The organism is Paenibacillus allorhizosphaerae (assembly GCF_042659105.1).
GTDB lineage: Bacteria > Bacillota > Bacilli > Paenibacillales > NBRC-103111 > Paenibacillus_G > Paenibacillus_G allorhizosphaerae.
Genome location: NZ_JBHSRV010000006.1, coordinates 314398 through 332130 on the forward strand (window position 1 = coordinate 314398; position 17733 = coordinate 332130).

Here is a 17733-nt window from a genome sequence, read left to right on the forward strand (position 1 = left end):
CAAAAAACACTGACATACTGTTGTCAGCCCTCCGCAGCTATAATAACTAACAAAGCAGCTTAGCAGTCAGCCTGCGGGCGTTAATTTGGTTATATTTTGAGGAGGAAACTGGCGATGAGCAGTTCGAACACATTACGAGGACTTACTACCGTCACTTTATGGGCGGATGATCTGGCGGCAGCCAAACGGTGGTATAGCGAGCTACTGGGAATCGAGCCTTACTTTGAAGTAGCGGACGGATATTGCGAGTTTCGCATCGGCGACTATCAACATGAGCTGGGTCTGATCAATCGACGTTATGCGCCCGAAGGTGCGGCGGCTACACCCGGTGGCCTTATCGTCTACTGGCATGTCGACGATGTGGCTGCGACGCTTGAGAAGCTGCTGTCGATGGGGGCGACCGTGTACGAGACGATCACGGACCGCGGCCACGGTTTCGTCACGGCTTCCGTCGTCGATCCGTTCGGGAACATTGTAGGCATCATGTATAACCCGCATTATTTGCAGGTGTTGGAGCGGTTTCAAAAGGAAAGCGGGGAATGAATCCGTCCCGAAGCATATGCAAAGACGCTTTCAAGTCCACTAGGTAATCGGGATGAAAGCGTCTCTGCGTATACATATGGATGTCACCACGGGACTTATCGCAGCAGGCGCAGCATTTCCCGCAATCGTTAGTTGCACTTCGCTGAACGAGGCTTCGATTTTCGCTTTGCACGCGGCTGGTCCAGCACAACGTTATAGTCGATAATATTACCATACCGGTCCGACTTAACTTCGCAGCAGCTGGTCATCATTTCTTTCACCAGCTCGCGGCCTCGCTGAACTCTCGATTTCGCTCCGGAATACGAAATATCCAGATGCTCGCTGAGCTGCTTTTGCGACATCCCTTTGAGGTCGGCCAGCTCAAGCGCTTCCCGGTATTTATCCGGCAATCGGGCAAGGATCGACATCATGCCTTCCGTCGCTTCCGGCGAATAATCGGGGACAGGCTCTTCTTCCGCGGCAACAACGCCATCCGGCAGCGTCTCCGTCCTTCGCACCTTCCGGTAATGATCGGCAATACAGTTGCGGGCGATTTGAAAAAGCCAAGCGCGCCGCTTGTCCTCGTCCTTCAACAGGGCCATTCCTTCGTAAGCCTTCATAAACACATTTTGCACAATATCTTCAGCGTCGGCGTGATCGTTCGTTTTTAACCGGACGAAATTCCGCACGTGCTCATAATATTCATCCCATAGCGACTCCAGCTTCATAGGCCATCTCTCCCTACGCCAAAAATTATTTCGTTCTTTTGCGTCCATTTCGTTTGGCCTCCGTCCCCATTAGTGTAAACCAAATTCAGGAGGGTGAAAAGAAATGAAATACAATTTGCTTGGCAATACGGGAGTGCTGGTGTCGGAAATCGCCTTAGGTACGATGACATTTGGAGGCGGCAGCCAATGGGGCGTCTTCGGTTCGCTTGACGAACAAGAAGCCGGGCTGCTTGTCGATCAGGCAATGGATACGGGCGTCAACTTTTTTGATACGGCCAACATATACGCGGATGGACGTTCGGAGGAAATTCTCGGGAAAACGTTAAAAACGAAAAGGCACCAAGCCGTCATCGCCACAAAGGTAAGAGGTCGGATGGGACCCGGCCCGAACGAGCTTGGTTTATCGAGGCTGCATATTATCCGCCAAGTCGAAGAAAGTCTGCGGCGGCTCGGAACGGACTATATCGATCTGTATCAAATTCATAACCCGGATCAATTAACGGACTGGGAAGAAACGCTGCGGGCGCTCGACGATCTGGTTCGCAGCGGCAAGGTGCGCTACATCGGCTCTTCCAATATGACCGGGTGGAGCCTGATGAAAACGCGCGGGCTCTCGCAGCTTCATGGACTGCATGCGTTCAAAAGCAGCCAGTCCTATTACTCGCTGGCTGCGCGCGAAATTGAACGGGAGATCATCCCGGCGCTGAGGGATCAGAATATGGGCTTAATCGTCTGGAGCCCGCTGGCGGGCGGTTTTTTATCCGGCAAGTATACCCGGGACAATTTGAATGACAGCATTGGTCGTCATGCCAAACTCGCTTTCCCGCCGGTAGACCTCGAAAAGGTGTTCCCGATCCTTGATGTGCTCCGCGACATTGCTGCAGCCCGCGAAACGACGGTAGCTCGAGTCGCTCTGGCTTGGCTGCTTCATCAGCCGGCCGTGACCAGCGTCATCGTCGGAGCGAAGCGCCCCGAGCAGCTGCACGATAATTTGGCGGCAAGCGGCATCGTGCTGCAGCCGGATGAGTTATCCCGGCTCGACGAAGTCAGTCGCTTGCCGATCGAGTACCCGGCGTGGCCGTTCATGGAGGAAGATGATTCCATCATCAGAAAGCTTTCGTAAGCGTTAGCGAGTGTTCCGAGGTTAAAATTCACGTCTTCCCGTCCGCGCACGGAACGCTCGCGGTCCGCTCCCTAAGGCTCGACAAAAACGCCATTACGATCATGTAGTGACGTTTTTGTCCTGTAGCCTACAGCTTTAGCTGCATATTATATAACTTCGCATAGGTACCATCCGATGCGATTAACTCTTCATGCGTGCCCTGCTCCTCAATCCCTTTATCGGAAAGCACAACGATACGCTGTGCATTTCTGACGGTGGACAAACGGTGGGCTATGACCAGCGTGGTGCGATTATCGGTTAGCTTCTCCAGTGACGCTTGAATCGCCTTTTCGCTTTCGTTATCGAGCGAGCTTGTCGCTTCATCCAAAATAAGAATGGGCGGATTTTTCAAGAAAACGCGGGCAATGCTCAGCCTCTGCTGCTGCCCTCCGGATAATTTGACGCCGCGTTGACCGATGTCCGTATCGTACCCGTTCGGCAGTTCCATAATGAAATCATGCGCATTCGCCTTCTTGGCCGCCTCGATGATCTCTTCCTGGCTCGCATCCATGTTGCCGTAGCGAATATTGTCCAGGACGCTTCCGGCAAACAAATACACATCTTGTTGGACGATGCCTATGTTCCTTCTCAATGCGTATAAGCTGATATCTTTGATATTGTTGCCGTCCAGAAGGATTTCCCCCTCGTTCGCCTCATAAAAGCGGGGAACCAAAAAGCATAACGTCGTTTTGCCGACGCCGGAAGGGCCCACGAAGGCAACGTATTCTCCGGCTTGAATATGCAGCGACACGTTCTTCAATACTTCATCGTGGTCCTCTTTGTATTTGAAGCTTACATTTCGAAACTCCACCTCTCCCCGAACGCGCGTCAGTTCAAACGCATCGTCGGAGTCCTTGATTTCCGGCTCGACTTCCAAAATGTCCATAAACCGGTCGAACCCGGTAATGCCCTCCTGGTACAGCCTGGCGAAATTCACCAGCCTCTGAATCGGCTCGATCAGAATGCCGATGCATAAAAAGAAAGTCAGCAAATCGGCCAAGTCCAAAGACGCATGAACCATAGCGGCTCCGCCAAAGACGATCACGGCGATCGTAATGAGCTGGGTGAACGCGATCAGCCCTTCGTGAAACAGCGTCTCGCTTTTATATCCGGCTCCCCGGCTCTGCACGAATCGGTCGTTTGCGTAAGCGAACTTCATTTTTTCGATATGCTCGTTGGTGAATGACTTTACGACCCGAATGCCCGACAGGGTATCTTCCACTTGCGCGTTAATATCGCCGATCCGGTCTTTGCTTTCCCGCAGGGCGACATTCATTTTCTTATTAAAGTAGAAGGCATAAACCGCCATGACGGGTAAAAACAGAAAGACGATGAGCGTAAGCTTCACATCGATATGGATAAGGATGGCGAATGCACCGGCAAACTTCAACGCGGAAATGACGATATCTTCCGGACCGTGATGATATAATTCCGTAAGCGACAAAATATCGTTCGTCGTCCGGGTCATTAGTTGGCCTGTTTTTTGTTCGTCGTAAAAGCGGAACGACAGCTTCTGCAAATGATCGAACAACTCGCTACGCATGTCGCTTTCCATCTTGGCGCCCATCAAGTGCCCCTGATATGAAATAAACATGTTGCAAAACGTATGAACGATTACGAGTACGACCATCAGAGCGCCCATCGCGTAAATTCGGTTCAGCGCATCGGGCATCTCTTGTTGCAGCACATTGATCGTGATGTATCTTATACATAGCGGCAGGATCAGCGTAATGGCCGATACAATGAATGCGCACGCCAAGTCTGCGTACAGCAAACCCAAATACGGCTTGTAATAAGACAAAAATTTCCTCGTTCGAGAGTTCAATTCGGTTTCCTCCGTTATTGCGGAGGGTTACCGTGCGATAGCCCTCCTGATTATGTTCGTTAGTACGTGCCGTCTTGTTCTCATCGTAAACACCCTTTCCATTGGTTTATGCCGTAGAGTATACGGCGGTATTTGCAATCCACATCATGATGAAGCGGCAGAAGAACCATCTGGACCGAACGAAGCAACTTAAGAGCCGGCATATTTCGTCAGGATATGTTTTAACTCAGGGATCCGTTTGTCATAGTACATTAACGCCTTCATCGTGCAGATCACTTCTTTTGTCCCGAGCTCTTGCTCCTGTATCGTATCGCTCTTCATGCCTAATGACCGTTTCATATTGTATTCCAGCCAATCCAGTTTTCCTTTACGCTCGCAGCGCAGCGGAAATATCATCAACGATAGGTCCGGCGGTTTGAACGTAACTTTCGATTACGGCTTCAAATCGTTCTTGATCCAAAGCCTCCGTATCCGCTCCCGACCAGGCTAAAGCGACATTAACGAGCTCTTGCAGCGGGTTCGTGCAGCCTGCCGCCTCCCAATCAATAATGAACGGGCGATGACGGCGATCCCACAATACATTTTTGCAATCCATATCTCTATGACTAATGACTTGACGCGTAAGCAACCGCTCCGACGCTTCGTCCGCTTGCCGTTTCCATTTCGTCAGCAGAGGCTCCAGATTTATTAAATCATTCGTCCAGCTTTGCTCGCTGCCTGTGTACTTTTTCCAACCGATCGGAACTGCAGCGGGCTTCTTCCGCTCTTAATAACGGCCTTCTACTTCATTCAAGCAAGGGTGGCTATCAATGGTCGTAATGGCGGGGATCTGGTTAAGGCAAGCTGTTCGCGCAACGTTTTCTGAAAATATAAATTTGCCGACCGCCGTTTCCCGCTTCATGATACGAGGATTTAAGACTTTAACGGCATACGCCCCGTGGTCGGTCTCGACTTTCATCATTTGATGCAAAAGGCCCCCGAACACGGGCTCCGGCGCAGCAAGTATTGTGCCCAAGTTCAATTTGCGGCATAGCTGTTCCATCGGTTCGTCTGGCATCATTTACCTCCCGTATCCGCTTTGTGTCCCATCGCTTTACTTTGGAAGACTCGAGAACGACCTCGCCACGGTTAATTATAAGCGCTGCCCTGTCAAATACCAGTGACGGAATCGTTTAAACCAAAAAATCGGCTGCGATAAGTCGAACGCATGATTACTTCGGAGACCGCGGATGATCGCTGCCATGCCGTCCGGCAATAAACCATATATCTCGTTTACACTTTACTTCACAAAGGAATCCGGTTTTCGTAATCAGGTAGCTAGAGTTCGTTGAACTATCGCGAACTAGGCCCAGGCGAAGCTGACACAGACCGCAAAGTAAATTGAAATATATGGTAAACGCCTAACGAATGCAGTAACCACAAGGATTTGAACAAATGTTCCGAATTTATTTTTGGAATTGGAACCTGGTGATCCGGCACGCCATAGTCCTCACTCAAACAAGCGGAAAACCACCATCGGAAGCGAGATTTTATTCCGGTACTCATCAAACTCGGAACTTTCTTCAATACAGACGAGGCAGCCTCCTTTGCCATTTGACTAACAAGCTCACCATGGCAAGGGTGATCCTCCCATTGTTTTGAAACTATCTCTAGGAAGGCGGTCGCATGCCGTCTAGCATCTGACAGTATATGAATGTTTAAGGCATTGCCTTTATGCCTGATCTTATTCCCGGAAATAAAAGCCTCTAGCCAGGCATCATAGCCGCGAAATCCGGATTCCATGTTGATAAACGAAAGCCCATCCCGGCTGTAAGCGTGATCAAGGATCGCCTCAAGAGCCATTTTAAACATGTCCTGACGATCGGTATTCAAGGACTCCTGAACGCTTGCAAGACATAAGATGCGGCGATTCGGCAACTGTTCGTAGGGGATCGCCCCATCCCTTTTGCTGTCCTTCACGTAGAGGATCTGTTTTTCATCATCCAAACCATAGATCACGCCAAATTGTTTGGAAAAAAAGTCCCACCCCACCACTGGGATACCGCAGCACATTCGTTCGCGGATCGTATCGATGATATTAGTCAATAAAGTTGGCGTTATCGTTTTGACGGGAGGACATAAATTTAACGGCTTAAAACCCAGAGCAAGAAAGCCGCGCCGCAAGGACTGTCCCCCATGGAACCGATAGAGGCTGTCTGTCTCGATCGTATTCGATCGAACGTTAATGCGGAACGCATGCGAGGTATAGCGCATCACTTCAGATAAGGATAGTTTTGCTTTATCCGTAGACTGAAGTACGGCATGCATCGTTGTGGCAATCTTAGTTGGGGACTGTTCGAGTTGGACGTTTATAATAGGGTTCAAAATAAGTTCTCCTCGTAAGTTGATTTATGTATACCTCGTCCAGGATCGCAGTACAGCGCCACGTCTGCTCCTTAGACAATCATTTTGAGAATATCCTGATTAATGATTTGACACGAGGCGTTTATCTGGTCCATTTCATTTCCTCCCAAAAACATATACCCATTAATTACCATTTCACGTCGATTTTACCGAGCGTATGTTCGTTTGTAGAGATGAAATTATTTCTTTCGAAGTACATCTTTATAATGTAAACTGCCAGTTAGCACAACGCGGCTACATTGCTACCTGTTTCTCCGAGTACTACCTAATCGGAGAATAACGGCGTACATTACGCTTTAGGTTTTAGACGAATACAGTAGACAGAAAAAAGGTGCAGCCTCCTTTTTCTCAAGAAAGGAAACTACACCTTTTAGGCTTTTATTGGCTATTTTTTAAGCTATCCACTCTAAATACTCTAAATGATTACTTTCCTTTCTTGGGAGAAAGCTGCACCATATTGGCTGGGAATGCATGAACTGTTAAATCATTGATATAATATTCAATATTTGTATAGCCCTTCCCCCAGTAGTCGCCTCTGGTTTCGAGGGTACCATCAGATGAATAAGCACTGTTTGGATTAAGCCCTCTCGCCTTCTCCCAGTCATCAGGCATACCGTCTTCATCCGTGTCGGTTGGTGCGCCGCTCAACACTGCATTGGGATATTTATATACAATACCGGTCTCGATATGGTATTTATCAAGCTCTGCTTTTTGTTCATCGGAAGCTTCGGAATAAGGTCTTGCACCTGTAAGCGATCCTTTCCCCGTCCTTGTTTCAAGAACAACCTGCTTGTCGATATCGGTCCTTTGATTCGCACTTATCGCTGCACCGGCATAATGCAGCACATGATTGTAGGAATCCTCTGACCTTTCCGCATAGACAGCGGTGGAAACGTTTACACCGTTTACAACCATTTCGAATGGAACATCGGAACGGGTATTTTGTTCCGTTGTTCCAGAGCCATAACTAATTCCTGTCCAGTTATCTGAGGTAAACGTGCTGTAATCTGTGTTGTCCCTAGTAAGAAAACGATTCCCCTTTAGATAAATAGAATAGTTTTCAGGACTTGTGCCACTATCGCCAACACTTATATAATTAAAGCCGCCTTTGGTTGAAACGCCCATTTTCAAAGTGTTATTTACATAATTTTCATGCCCAAGCGTTCCATAAGCCGTTTGATAGCCCCAATTGTAAATAACGTTATTAGTAAAATCAATTGTATTTGTTCCTACCACTTTTCCTCTGAAATTTCGAGATACATTGTGAACAATTAGATTATGATGCCATGAAGCATTAGCCCGACCGAGCATAACCCCAAACCCGTGAATCCCTTTAGAATGGTATGAAAATGAATTAGACGGACCGATGATGGAATACTGTACCGTATAATTGTTATTATTTGAATAAAGTCCCCATTGTTCGTCATTTGCCCAGCCTATCGAAACATGATCTACTATAGAGTTGCTTCCGTTTGAACCTCCAAATGCATCATAATCCTTCGGAACCCCTCTTTCACCTGGCCTAGAACTGATAAAGCGAAGAATAATATTATCGCCGCCAAGACCGATTTTATAGTTTTTCAATGTAATTCCTGCGCCGCCGGGTGCTGTCTGACCCGCTACTGTCACATTTGATTTGACAACTACGTCGCTTTTTAATTCGATGGTTCCTCCAACTTTAAAAACAACGATTCTATTAGAGGTGCCTACTGCATCTCTAAATGAACCTGGTCCGCTGTCATTAAGATTAGTAACATAAACAACATCACCTCCGCGTCCACCGGTGGCAAACTTTCCTCCGCCTTCTGCACCTGGAAAAGCAACGATATCATTTGTTGCAGCTGCTGCACCATTGACATTGATACCGGTCGTCCCGATTAACGATAAGGCCGCCGATAGGAAAACTGAAATTCCACAGATCCTCTTCATTTTTGACATATTCCGTTTAAGCATGAACACATCCTCCTTTACATTCGTAAAAACCGCGCAATGGCTTAAACAAAGCGAATTCGAACGGATCAATCTTCTACCGAAAGCCTCCTTCCTCTGTCCGCGACTGTCCTTTCAGTTATGTATGAAGAATCTTCGCCGCTTTATAATATTTGACCAGGCCTGTTTTCTCATGAAGCGAAAAAACGTTATCTCTGGACAGTTCTGGTTCAAATTAAAACCGTTACATCATTATATCAATAATTTCCAACATACTTATGGGGGGCGTATATCTTAGTTATAGGGGAGTTACCTCATTTTCAGCCGAAACGCATGGGGAATGAGATCATGTTCTGGGTGTAAATTACTTTGTATTTTCCAGAATATACTGATTGGTTTGCTCTTCAGCGTCCCACAGTGATGTGTTCATATCCTTTTTGCCGTCAGCATATTGCTGAAATCGATTACTGAGGATGTCACGGGTAATGGATCGAGAATGGAGGAGCCGAGGCCGATTGGCTTTTAATTATACTTTGAATGTTCTTTCCTTTTAGAACCGGCATGTCTGCGCCGAAGGCCGCTTTGAATTTTGGCTCGGAGGGATTTCCTTCCAACCATTAATTGCTAACAGTTAACAACTCCCCACCAACGGGTTTACATACGAATTCAAATTTTGACAAGAACTTGAGGACATAAATGACAAGAACTTTACCACATTCCCGGATTATTCGTTTTAATTAAAAAATCACCGCCAGCCTGACGGTGATTTTAGATGTTTTTAAAATTATTCAATATTTTAGATCGTCAGCCTTGAAACGTAATGATCTACGTTATCTCTTACTTGTTTGTTTTCGAATGTGGGATTTTCAAAAACCCACATTGCCTCCACACCCGCGATCTAAGCAGGATGGAAGATTCCCTTTGTCATGCAGCCTATTTTTGCGATTCGATGTATTGGGTAATTTTTTCTTCCGCGATCCTTAAAGCCGTGTTCACGTCCTGGCCGCCCTTGAGATACTTATCGTATTCCCCAGTGACCAGACTGGCTGCCTTCGTATAGTGGATCGAAAACTCAGGCGCCGGCGCAGGCTTGCTTTTGAAAATACCGGCCACATTTTTCCCCTTCATCACAGCAACGTCGGCCCCGAAGTTTTCGGCATACTTCGGATCCTTCATCGGAGACACTCTGGCGGTTTTCCGGACCAGTGCCGTCTGGACTTCGTCGGAGAACAGAACTTCCATCACCCGCATTTGGTCGTCCCGCGACTTGCTGGATTTCAGCGGAATCATGACGTGCAGATCATACATGCCATAAGTATTCGGCTTGTCGCTGTAGCTGGGGAACTGGGCGACATCCCATTTCAGATCGGGCGTATCCTTAAATCGCAAAAATAAGTTGACGGTTGCGGTCATAGCCACGTTCTTGTCTTTAATAAAACGATCCCAAGCCGCGGAGCTGCTGTTGATATAGTCGTTGCCCGGCACGGAAAACATTTGCTTGGCGGTTTCAAACGCCCTTTTAAACTGCTCGTTATTGACCGTCGCTTTATTCGTCTTCGCGTCTACGGGTACGAGCGATAACGGAAATGCAACACGCTGCCAGCTATCAATCTCCAGGCCGCGGTACTTGTTGCCGCCGTCCGTCCGCGAGACAAGCTTGGCTAACTCAATGGCGTTCTCCCAGGTCATGCCGTCCTTCGGATAAGATACGCCGAATTTATCGAAGATGTCTTTATTATAGTATAGCGCATTCAAATTTATCGCATAGGGGAGTGCATACAGCTCTCCTTTATCGGAAACGGCTTTTATCGCATTGAGCGTTCCCGGATCAAACCGGTTCAAGTCGAAGTTATGCTGCTTCGCAAGCGGCGACAAATCGAAATAAGCATTCAGGTCTTTATAATACGATAAGCCCCCGTTCCAGGTGATGAAGAAATCCGCTGGCTCTCCGGCCGCTACCAGCTGGGGCAAATCGTTCTTGGTCAGTACATTTTCCACCGTAATATGAGGATATTTCTTCTTTACGGGTTCAGCCAGCAAATCTTTAAAGTCTTGATCGGACAAATAAGCACCGCTTTGATAAAATTTCAAGGTTACCGGTTCCAAGGGCTTTTCCTTTACTTTCTCCGGTTCGCCGGTCGTCGTCGCCTCGTTTCCGCATCCCGCCAAAAACAACGTTCCAAGCATACCGCTTGCACAGATCAACGCAAATTTCCTCATTATGACCCTCCATGAAGAGCAGAATGGTAGTACCGCTTTCCGATGGCCGCACGTAGTTGATTTGCCAGAACTTTCGATCACTTGGCGGGAGCGTTGTCCCTTTCCGATATTTCTCATCAGCAGCATCCCAATCCGTCGTGATCCGATGGTTGTTCTTCAATCCGATGACTGAACCGAAAAATGAGGATCATCCTCTATTGAATCCATAATCACCTTCAATCAATCTTTCATTATTATGAAAAATATAATCAAAATTTTGATTGTAATATTCACCGAGTTATTTTTATCTTAGTCGATACCCTATACATCGTCAATCCATTTTCCCTAAATTTTATGTAATTTTTTTAAGCTTGACATCCCATTAAACAGAGTTATTTGGGAAGCTTACCGGTCATTTGCGCTTTCTCAAAAACAATATCGCTCATATTTGCAATAGATATTTTGGCCCCCGTCAAATTCACATCGTTTAGAGATACTCCTTCCAAATTTGCACAGTTGATTTGTGTTCCAGCCCAGTCCACTTCTTGAAACGTGAGCCTTTTAGCATCGACTTGATTAAATTTGGAGTCTGAAATATCGGTCATCTGCAATTGAATTGCTCCATTTCCCCATTCGTTCATATGTATAATCCTCCCTATTACCGATTCTATTCAATAGAGGCGTTGACCTAACTGGTTACGATAGCGTCGCGATGGAACCGATCCATCGCTTGTTTTCGAACGGGCAGATTACTCAGAATTTTTCTAGTTATATTAATTACTTGGCGTCTTTCATATTAATAGGTTCGTCCGAAAGTCATGCGGCATTGAGCTGGCCCGGATGCCGGGACCGGTAAACAGCAGCGGGATACGCAGCAGCATGTCAGGCAGCTCCAATCCTTTTTTAATTAAACCGTATTCCACTACAAAGTCGCCGTGATCGGACAGAAAAACAATAATCGTGTTCTTGAGCAGCCCTCTGCTTTCCAGACTGTTCACAAGCGCCGCTGGAGCAGGTCGTCAATCAACCGCAGCATGCCGAAATAATTCGAACGAATGCGGTTAAGATTGGCGTCGAACTGCGGATCGAACGTATCGCTCGCTTCTACTGCTGCCTGCGCCATTCGGTTCCGCGCCTTAGCCGGGGCGTTTCACGTTCGTCAGGTCGACGACCTGTTCGTTCTGCACATTCCGTTTATCGTACAGTTGATAATGCTCTCTCGGGTAAACATTAGCCCTTTGCGTCCATCGCACATATTCTTCGCCGAGCGCTTGGGCAATCTCCGGGTATTGACCGGACACGTCATGAAGTTCCGATCCGTCCGTCTCCAGATTGTACAGCTCCCAAGGCTTCGAGAAAAACTTAACCAATTTCCAGCTGCCGCGTCTTACACCGCAGTTGCCTTCGTGCTCCCAGAATAACAGCTCCTTCGAGAATTCGCCGCCTTCGAAGATCGGCAGCATGCTGACGCCTTCCATCGGGATGATCGGGAAATCATGGTACGTTTCGGGATATACGGCGCCAGTGGCATCAACGACCGTTGCCATAATATCAGGAAGCTGGACCGGCGTGCCTAAAATCGCTCCTTTGCTTTTGAGCCGCTCCGGCCAATGAACGATAAACGGAGAAGCAATACCGCCTTCATGAATGTAGTGCTTATACATACGGAACGGAGTATTCGACAGGTTAGCCCAGCCATAGCCGTAATGTCCGTTGCGCGCATAATATTCCGGACCGCCCGGCAGTAGGCTCGGATCTTTAATGACCGGAAACTCCCCGTTGCCCCCGTTGTCGGATAAGAAAATGATCAGCGTATGGTCCTGCTGCCCCGAGTTCTCGACCGTCGCCAGCAGCTTCCCGACATTCTGGTCCATGCAATCGATCATCGCCGCATAAACCTCCATCGCCCGCAGTCGCCACTCTTTGTGCGGTTCATTCTCCCATGGTTCCGCTGCCGAGGTGTCTGCCGGCGATAGCTCGCAGCCGGGTTTGATGAGGCCCATTCGCTTCATCCGCTCGTATTTCTGCCCGCGAAGATCATCCCAGCCTTCGTCGAATCGCCCCTTATATTTCTTGATATCCTCTTCCTTCGCTTGCAGCGGAAAGTGCGGTGCCGTATAAGCCATGTACAAGAAGAAAGGCTGGTCGGGCTTTTGCCGGGTATGCTGTTCAATCAGGCCTACAGCCTTGTCCGTCATATCGTCGGTAGAATAGTAATCGGGGTCGCCACCAACCGGCAGCTTCTCCCCGTTTAGGGCAATGCCTTCCTGTTTGAAGAAATCTCCTCCCGGATAGACGTACGCCTTATCGAAGCCTCTCTCGTGCGGCGGTATGACGCCTGCGTGCCATTTGCCCGACATATACGTTCCATAGCCATTCTCCTTCAGCACTTCCGCAATCGTGACGCAATTTTGGTTAAGTTGCTTCGTGTACGGACCATAGCGGCCCTGAAGGTGGGCCATGCCGGCTTGATGCGGGTGCAGACCGGTAAGCAGCGATGCTCTTGACGGCGAGCACCTCGCCGTGTTGTAAAACTCGGTTAAGCGGATGCCGTTGTAGGCCAGTCTGTCAAGATTCGGCGTCTCGGCAAATCCGCCATAGCAGCCCAGATCAGAATAGCCCATATCGTCTGCAAGTATAATAATGACATTCGGTTTACGGTTCGTTTCACTTTGATTATGATTCAATTCGAATCCTCTCCATCCTGAGCTAAATAGATTGCATTCCCTGATAGCAGCACATAGCCAAGCTTCTTACTATCGATGTGATGCTCCCGTTCCCGTTAAATAATGAAGTTATTTCTCCTTCAATTTATCTGTGCAAATAATTTCGCGGGCCGGTTTTCAGCCAAATCCGCAGCGCGTTCAGGTTCAACTGCTTCGCATCTCCGAGATCCCGCTCAATTACAGCGTAGTCGTAATACTTCCACATCTGGTGACATTATACAGTTTGGCCGGGATATAAATCGCTCCTCTGATCCTTTGCGGCGTCCGTCAAAATAAGTAAAATATTCGGCCTCTTGACATGAATCATTGCTGCCATATGTTCTCCTCCGTATCCGTGTTAGCCCGCTCTCTTCGATCCTGCTTTTACCTGCCGCTTTCCTGAATGGCCTGATTAAGCTTCTCCTCCAGCTCCCGGAGTGTCGTATTGACGTCTTTATTGTTGTAAACCATCCCAACGTAGAAAGGGTTCATAAGCTCATTGACATCGAAATTTAACCGCGACAACGGCTTAGAGTAATCCATCTTGAACAAGGCCTGTACATTTTTCCCTTTCAGAAACGGCAAGTTGGCTCCCAATTGCTCTTTTATAGCCGGGTAGTTTAATGAGCTAATGTAGCCGTTCTTGCTCAGCTCCATTTGATATTCTGCGGAGGTTAAATAATCGATGACTTGAAAAGCCACCTCCTTGTGCTTGCTTTGGGAAGATATGGTCATATCGAATTGATCCAGCCACTGCCCCATCTTCGGCTTCTCGGCAAATATGGGCACCGTGATCAAATCCCATTTAAACTCCTTATTGCCGTTTTGCAACTCCTGCAAGCCGCCGACGGTTTGATCCCACCACAGTAAATTCATGGCAAGGTTTTGATTTCTATAGAACGAATTTTTGGCTCCCCAAAAATCGTTCTGATTTTTGGGTACATTGCCTGGAATGCTGTAAATGTTTTGGAACAATTGAAATACCCGCTTCCAGCCGTCGTTATTTACGGCAGCTTTGCCTGTCTTCGGGTCGATCACATCCAATGAAAGCTGAGGTGCTATAACGTAAGGTCTGTTAGGGTTTACCCCCAAATAATCCACGCCATCCACGCTTCTCGTCAAATTTTTGGCCAAATCTGAAATTTCTTCCCAAGTCATCCCGTCGCGAGGGTAGGCCACTCCGAACTTATCGAATATGTCTTTATTGTAAGACATCGTGTTCACATTGATGAAAAACGGAAGGGAATACAGTTCATTTTGTTCGCTGTACAGTTTTAAGTACTCAATCGCTCTCGGCATAAATTTAGCAACATCCACCTTATTGCCCTTGATTAAAGAAGATAAATCAAAAGCAATTCCCAGCGACTTTAAGGTTCGAACCGTACTGTAATTCGTGAGCATAAAATCCGGAATGGCATTCGCCGTAACGAATTGATTAACAACTTCATCAATCTTCTTTCCGGAAGTGTTGTCCACAACCTCGATCGTAATATGCGGAAACTTCTTGCGCACAGGCTCGATAATATGGGTTTGAATCTGGTCCAATTTGAATGCGGGCATAGAATAAAACGTCAATGTTACGGGCTCTTGACGATCGATTGGCTTTTCATTTCCGTTGTCTTTACTGCCACCCCCGCCTGCTGTGCAGCCTGCCGAAGCACAAAACACCAAAACAGTAGCCAAGATGAGACTTGCCGTTTTATTAACCTTAACCATTGTGAAGACCTCCCCCTTTATTTGCCAGGTCATAAGCTCTGTTCTTGCTCTCCATTCTTCCCTGATCCCGCTTTCTAGTCATATGACTATGAACGAGCCACGTGATGTTAAAGCGCTGCATTTCCTTACAAACTAATGACAGCGCTTTCGTTTATTAATCTTATCTTTACATGTTTTTTTTGATAAAAGAACCCTTTAATAAAGACATTAATATGAGGAATAAAGACAAAAAAGGAAACTTGGGGAACGTAAGAGAGGAAATCAATAAGATTTGGAGAAATTCAAGATATCACTATAATCGGACGGACTTAGGCGGTGAGCTAAATGGAAATGAAACGCGGTCCAATCTACCAGTTCCCCTCGGCTGATCACGATCTGCCAATCACTATAGCTTTGATCGGAATCAATTATTGTAACTCCAACTACTTGAACATCAGAAAAAAATCGAGGATTACCGTACTCGGGTATGTGTTGTCGGGAGAAGGAAATGTCACTTTGGACGATTCGTCTTTTCACCCCAAAAAAGGAGATGTATTCGTTTTGCCCGCCGGGCGTTATCACCGGGTTTTCGCAAATCCCGAAAGCGAAGAACCTTGGAACTATATTTGGTTTAATATCAAGGGAGATTTAGCGGTTGCATTATTGCATGCTTATAGGCTGTCGGAGAGCATTGTGGTGTCCGATATGTCGGCAGGACTTTTGTTTCAAAGAGCGATTCAGCTAGCACAAAGCGAAAAGCCCCAGGAAATGCTTGATATAATGCCGATTATTTTTCTTCAGATTGTTATTCGCTTGTCGAATACGAAAAACGAAAGAAAAAACTCCTATTCCGAAGAAGTACAAAAAATTAAACATTTTTTGAATAATCAAATCCAGATCCCCTTTAATTCCAATCAACTGTCCAAGCATATAGGACTTTCCTTTAAACAAATTAACCGGCTGTTTAAAAAGGAAACAGGCACGACCGTTTACAATTATGTGCTTATGAAAAAAATCGATGCGGCAAAAATGATGCTTCTGGATACACCGCTTACCGTTAACGAAATCTGTTATCATTTGGGATACGCGGATCCGCAATATTTTTCCAATCTATTCAAGAAAAAGACCGGCATGTCCCCTAGCATCTTCCGATCGCAAAATAAAACTCATTAAAGAGAGGACAGCCCGTCAAAGAGCCGCCTCTTTTTACGGTACATCTCCATCCATTCTCGGCGAGCTGTTAACGTCGAGACTTCCGGATTCGATATGATGCGCGCTTTACCGGCGTGTCCAATCCGCATCATCAAGCGTTCGAGGTAACCGGGAAGAAGCAAATCGGAGACGATGCGTTTGCTTTTGACGTATCGCTCATTATTTAAGTTTTAATACCTAAATTAAATTATTAATTAATCTAAACGAATCATTTTTCATTAATAATGATATGTGAATCTCCGTTCATCCATAATAAAATATCACTATCACATTACAAAGGAGACTCCATTATGACTTTAACCGTAAATGATCCCATCCGCTTAGGCGGGTTAAGCTTGAAAAACCGGCTGATCATGGCGCCATTGCAGCAGTACATGGGTACTCCCGAAGCGTACGCCGTTAACCATCACATTGAACATTACGGCCGAAGAGCCAAACATGTAGGGCTCGTTATTTTGGAATCGACCGCCGTTTCATCAAATGGAAGACTGTGGAAAAACGATATTGGCATTTATACGGATCGGCACGTGGAACCTTTGAGGAAAATCACGGACGCCGTCCACGCCCACCAAACCCCGGTTTTTATCCAATTGTCGCACGGCGGAAGAAAATCTTCGCCTGAAGTCACGGATTCATTGGTTGCGCCTAGCGCCATTGCGTTCGACGATCATTACGGCACTCCGAAGGCACTGTCTCTTGAAGGTATTGCACACATCATCGAAGAATACCGGCTGGCGGCGAAACGGAGCGTAGAGGCGGGGTTTGACGGAATCGAGATTCATGCGGCGCACGGTTTTTTAATTCACCAGTTTTTATCGCCGCTATCCAATACACGGTTGGATGCATACGGCGGTGCTGCGGAGAACCGGGCAAGGTTTTTGAAAGAGGTTCTTTTCGCGATTAGGGAGGAAGTGGGCAGGGATTATCCCGTCATCGTACGGGTTTCGGCCACCGACTATTGCGAAGGGGGGCTGACTCCTGAAGCGTGGGCGCGAATGCTAAAACCGCTCGAACCCGAATTGGATGGGATTCATGTCTCGACGGGCGGGCTTCTCCCCATTCAGCCAAACGACGTATACACCGCTTACCAGCTGCCACACGCGGCTGCGATCAAACAACATTTCAACATTCCGGTCATTGCCGTCGGAAAAATATATACCCGCACTCTTGCCAACCGTATACTTGAGGATCAATTAGCCGATTGTATCGCCATCGGCCGCCCTTTATTAGAGGACCCGGATTATGCGGAACGTTTATTAATACTGGAGGAACGCGTTTGTTACGCGGGATAACAAGAAAAGCTAAACTGCTTTTCACATAAATCTAGCGAGCGAGATGCGAGATGTTGGGGGA

The 17733-nt window shown here is 47.2% G+C and carries 17 protein-coding genes; 4 read left to right on the plus strand and 13 right to left on the minus strand.

Annotated elements, in window-relative coordinates:
• Nucleotides 1-114: 114 nt before the first annotated feature.
• Complete coding sequence (locus ACFQI7_RS22950; RefSeq protein WP_218102086.1) at nt 115-543, plus strand: VOC family protein; 429 nt, start codon at nt 115-117, stop codon at nt 541-543.
• Between the two features lie 128 nt (nt 544-671).
• Here ACFQI7_RS22950 and sigZ read toward each other — a convergent pair whose 3' ends face one another.
• Nucleotides 672-1250 (minus strand): RNA polymerase sigma factor SigZ, encoded by a 579-nt coding sequence (sigZ, locus tag ACFQI7_RS22955; protein ID WP_218102087.1) that lies wholly within the window; start codon nt 1248-1250, stop codon nt 672-674.
• Nucleotides 1251-1353: 103 nt separating this feature from the next.
• On the opposite strand from sigZ, the gene ACFQI7_RS22960 reads away from it, so the two are divergent.
• A complete protein-coding gene (locus ACFQI7_RS22960; protein WP_218102088.1) occupies nt 1354-2373 on the plus strand; it encodes an aldo/keto reductase in 1020 nt (339 codons plus the stop codon).
• Nucleotides 2374-2500: 127 nt separating this feature from the next.
• On the opposite strand, the gene ACFQI7_RS22965 is transcribed toward ACFQI7_RS22960, so the two are convergent.
• The 12 genes from ACFQI7_RS22965 to ACFQI7_RS23020 all read right to left on the minus strand — a co-directional run bounded on the left by ACFQI7_RS22965 (nt 2501) and on the right by ACFQI7_RS23020 (nt 15189).
• A complete protein-coding gene (locus ACFQI7_RS22965; protein ID WP_218102089.1) occupies nt 2501-4237 on the minus strand; it encodes an ABC transporter ATP-binding protein in 1737 nt (578 codons plus the stop codon).
• 189 nt (nt 4238-4426) lie between these two features.
• Nucleotides 4427-4576 carry a hypothetical protein gene (locus ACFQI7_RS22970; protein WP_218102090.1) on the minus strand — a complete coding sequence of 50 codons (150 nt, stop codon included), beginning with the start codon at nt 4574-4576 and terminating at the stop codon, nt 4427-4429.
• A 28-nt stretch (nt 4577-4604) separates the two neighbouring features.
• Nucleotides 4605-4976, minus strand: coding sequence for a phosphotransferase (locus ACFQI7_RS22975; protein ID WP_218102134.1), 372 nt, complete (start codon nt 4974-4976; stop codon nt 4605-4607).
• Between the two features lie 27 nt (nt 4977-5003).
• Entirely contained in the window at nt 5004-5198 is a 195-nt protein-coding gene (locus ACFQI7_RS22980; protein WP_218102091.1) for a hypothetical protein, read from the minus strand.
• Nucleotides 5199-5569: 371 nt separating this feature from the next.
• Nucleotides 5570-6601, minus strand: a complete 1032-nt coding sequence (locus ACFQI7_RS22985) for a hypothetical protein (protein ID WP_218102092.1) — start codon at nt 6599-6601, stop codon at nt 5570-5572.
• A gap of 462 nt (nt 6602-7063) precedes the next feature.
• A complete protein-coding gene (locus ACFQI7_RS22990) occupies nt 7064-8593 on the minus strand; it encodes a pectate lyase family protein (RefSeq protein WP_218102093.1) in 1530 nt (509 codons plus the stop codon).
• Nucleotides 8594-9502: 909 nt separating this feature from the next.
• Nucleotides 9503-10789, minus strand: a complete 1287-nt coding sequence (locus ACFQI7_RS22995; protein ID WP_218102094.1) for an ABC transporter substrate-binding protein — start codon at nt 10787-10789, stop codon at nt 9503-9505.
• A gap of 371 nt (nt 10790-11160) precedes the next feature.
• Entirely contained in the window at nt 11161-11409 is a 249-nt protein-coding gene (locus tag ACFQI7_RS23000; RefSeq protein WP_218102095.1) for a pentapeptide repeat-containing protein, read from the minus strand.
• Nucleotides 11410-11559: 150 nt separating this feature from the next.
• Nucleotides 11560-11766 carry a sulfatase-like hydrolase/transferase gene (locus ACFQI7_RS23005; RefSeq protein WP_218102096.1) on the minus strand — a complete coding sequence of 69 codons (207 nt, stop codon included), beginning with the start codon at nt 11764-11766 and terminating at the stop codon, nt 11560-11562.
• Nucleotides 11763-11891: a hypothetical protein gene (locus ACFQI7_RS23010; RefSeq protein ID WP_268966854.1), complete on the minus strand. Its 129-nt coding sequence runs from the start codon at nt 11889-11891 to the stop codon at nt 11763-11765. The genes ACFQI7_RS23005 and ACFQI7_RS23010 overlap by 4 nt, the downstream gene beginning before the upstream one ends.
• A 13-nt stretch (nt 11892-11904) precedes the next feature.
• Entirely contained in the window at nt 11905-13455 is a 1551-nt protein-coding gene (locus ACFQI7_RS23015; RefSeq protein ID WP_218102097.1) for an arylsulfatase, read from the minus strand.
• Between the two features lie 402 nt (nt 13456-13857).
• A complete protein-coding gene (locus tag ACFQI7_RS23020) occupies nt 13858-15189 on the minus strand; it encodes an ABC transporter substrate-binding protein (protein ID WP_218102098.1) in 1332 nt (443 codons plus the stop codon).
• A gap of 324 nt (nt 15190-15513) precedes the next feature.
• On the opposite strand from ACFQI7_RS23020, the gene ACFQI7_RS23025 reads away from it, so the two are divergent.
• On the plus strand, nt 15514-16341 hold the full coding sequence (locus ACFQI7_RS23025; RefSeq protein ID WP_218102099.1) for an AraC family transcriptional regulator: 828 nt from the start codon (nt 15514-15516) through the stop codon (nt 16339-16341).
• Between the two features lie 329 nt (nt 16342-16670).
• Entirely contained in the window at nt 16671-17672 is a 1002-nt protein-coding gene (locus tag ACFQI7_RS23030) for an oxidoreductase (RefSeq protein WP_218102100.1), read from the plus strand.
• The last annotated feature ends 61 nt before the right edge of the window (nt 17673-17733 follow it).

Bases quoted from the DNA above. Each gene is read 5' to 3' on its own strand.
- ACFQI7_RS22950 (WP_218102086.1), top strand. From the start codon at position 115: ATGAGCAGTTCGAACACATTACGAGGACTTACTACCGTCACTTTATGG.
- ACFQI7_RS23025 (WP_218102099.1), top strand. From the start codon at position 15,514: ATGGAAATGAAACGCGGTCCAATCTACCAGTTCCCCTCGGCTGATCAC.
- ACFQI7_RS22995 (WP_218102094.1), bottom strand. From the start codon at position 10,789: ATGAGGAAATTTGCGTTGATCTGTGCAAGCGGTATGCTTGGAACGTTG.
- ACFQI7_RS22960 (WP_218102088.1), top strand. From the start codon at position 1,354: ATGAAATACAATTTGCTTGGCAATACGGGAGTGCTGGTGTCGGAAATC.
- ACFQI7_RS22980 (WP_218102091.1), bottom strand. From the start codon at position 5,198: ATGATGAAAGTCGAGACCGACCACGGGGCGTATGCCGTTAAAGTCTTA.
- ACFQI7_RS23020 (WP_218102098.1), bottom strand. From the start codon at position 15,189: ATGGTTAAGGTTAATAAAACGGCAAGTCTCATCTTGGCTACTGTTTTG.
- ACFQI7_RS23010 (WP_268966854.1), bottom strand. From the start codon at position 11,891: ATGGCGCAGGCAGCAGTAGAAGCGAGCGATACGTTCGATCCGCAGTTC.
- ACFQI7_RS22990 (WP_218102093.1), bottom strand. From the start codon at position 8,593: ATGCTTAAACGGAATATGTCAAAAATGAAGAGGATCTGTGGAATTTCA.
- ACFQI7_RS23030 (WP_218102100.1), top strand. From the start codon at position 16,671: ATGACTTTAACCGTAAATGATCCCATCCGCTTAGGCGGGTTAAGCTTG.
- ACFQI7_RS22970 (WP_218102090.1), bottom strand. From the start codon at position 4,576: ATGAAACGGTCATTAGGCATGAAGAGCGATACGATACAGGAGCAAGAG.
- ACFQI7_RS23000 (WP_218102095.1), bottom strand. From the start codon at position 11,409: ATGAACGAATGGGGAAATGGAGCAATTCAATTGCAGATGACCGATATT.
- sigZ (WP_218102087.1), bottom strand. From the start codon at position 1,250: ATGAAGCTGGAGTCGCTATGGGATGAATATTATGAGCACGTGCGGAAT.